2 protein-coding genes are annotated in these 1,941 nt (G+C 72.0%); both read left to right on the plus strand.

Translation table 11 applies throughout. The features are described 5' to 3' along the window. The first annotated feature begins 15 nt into the window (after window positions 1-15). Window positions 16-1,488: an SCO6880 family protein gene (locus C1J00_RS42655; protein ID WP_180989913.1), complete on the plus strand. Its 1,473-nt coding sequence runs from the start codon at window positions 16-18 to the stop codon at window positions 1,486-1,488. A gap of 100 nt (window positions 1,489-1,588) precedes the next feature. Next, window positions 1,589-1,941, plus strand: a 353-nt coding sequence (locus tag C1J00_RS42660; RefSeq protein ID WP_102914149.1) for a DUF6238 family protein, incomplete at its 3' end; no start/stop codon positions are given.

A 1,941-nucleotide genomic window follows, 5' to 3' on the forward strand; every position in this document is an offset into this window, starting at 1 on the left:
TCCAGGACCCGCCCCTTGACTGATCTCTCCGTCGCCCCACTCACGGTGAAGTTCCCGCACCGGAGCCGCCGCGGCATCCTCCTCGGCCTCTCCCTGCCCCAACTCGTACTCGTCTCCTGCATGCTGGCCCTGCTGCTGATGACGGTGATCTCCACCGGGCTGCTCGGCGCCGTCGCCCTGGCACCGCTGTGGGCGGCATCCGGGGCACTCGTCGCGATCCGCCGGCACGGCCGCTCCCTGATCGACTGGGCGCCGATTGTCACCCGGTATGCGCACCGTCGCCGCACCGGCCAGACCCTCTGGCTCGCTCGGCCCGTCACCCGGCCCCGGCAGGACGGCGTCCTCCATCTGCCCGGCACCGCCGCCTCCCTCAAGGTGGTCACCCCCGGCGACTCCGCCAACGGCGCCGCAGCCGTCCACGACCCGCACCAGCAGACCCTGACCGCCATCGCCCGCGTCACCAGCCGCGCCTTCGCCCTCCTCGACCCCGCCACCCAGAACCACAACGTGAGCAGCTGGGGACGCGCACTCGCGGGCATCGCCCGCACCGGGCACATCGCCACCGTGCAGGTTCTGGAACGCACCGTCCCCGACTCGGGCGACACCCTCACCCGCCACTGGACCCACAACGGGCAGCCCCAGACCCCCGTCGCCGGACAGATCTACTCCGAGCTGGTCTCCTCTGCCGGCCCTGCCGCCGCCCCGCACGAGACCTACCTCGCAATATCCCTCGACCTCAAGGCCGCCCGGCGCCTGATCAACCAGGCCGGCGGAGGGCTGCCCGGGGCGTTCACCGTCATGGAGCAGACCACCGCGTCCATCGCGCAGGCCGCCAGCAACGCAGGTCTCCAGGTCACCGGCTGGCTGAGCGCGCGGGAAATCGCCGCCGTCATTCGCACCGCATACGACCCGAAGGCCCTCGCCGCGCTCCAGCAGTGGTCCGAGACCGGCCGCGCCGAAGCCGACCCCGCAGCCGCCGGTCCCGTCGTGCAGTTCGAGGAGTACGACCGCCTCGCCACCGACAGCGCACGGCACGCGACGTACTGGGTGGAGAACTGGCCGAGGACCGAGATGGGGGCCGGGTTCCTGCACGGGCTGATGTTCACGGCCGGCGTGCGCCGCAGCCTCTCCCTTATATACGTGCCGCAGGGGCTCGAGTCCGCACTGCGGGACGTCCAGCGCAAGAAGGCCGCCATCATCGCCGACGCCAACGAGCGCGCCCGCCGCGGACAGGTCGATTCCGAAGAGGACTCCGTCGAGTACGCCGACGTCAAAACCCGCGAACGCCAGCTCATCGCCGGGCACGCGGACGTCGCACTGACCGGCCTGGTCACCGTCACCGCCGAGACCGACGCCCTCCTGGACGCCGCCTGCGCACAGATCGAGACCCACGCCGTCACCTCCGGCGTCGACCTTCGTCGGCTCAACTACCAGCAGCCAGACGCCTTCGCCCTCACCGCGCTCCCGCTCGCCCGCACCGCCCTGTGAACCAACGGCGCCCGTGCGCACCCCGACCCACCGCACTCCGGATCACCCGCGACGGGGCGCCCCTCACCACCCTGCCTACCGGCAGGAAGGACCACCACTTTTGACCTCTCCTACGCGCCCCGACGACGCGCACCCCTACCTCCGCGCCGCGAGCGCCGGCATCCGCCACCACGCACGGGCCTTGGCGCCGTCGGACGCGGACACGCCCAAGTCCGGAGATCGTCTGCACCTTGACGTGCTGCACGCCCACCTCACCGCTCTGCTCCAGCTTCTGGACCGGCTCGCCGACAACACCCGGCCCCCTCACCCGGCCGCCGGACGTCACCTGGCCACCGCCCACACCAGGCTCTGGCAGGCCACCAGCGAAGTCCACGCCGCCTTCCACCTGCTGCCCGGCACACCCCAGGCCGACGCCGAGACAAGCGCCTGCCAGAGCCTGGTGTGGGCGGTGGC

Origin of the sequence: Streptomyces cahuitamycinicus (genome assembly GCF_002891435.1) — a bacterium.
GTDB lineage: Bacteria > Actinomycetota > Actinomycetes > Streptomycetales > Streptomycetaceae > Streptomyces > Streptomyces cahuitamycinicus.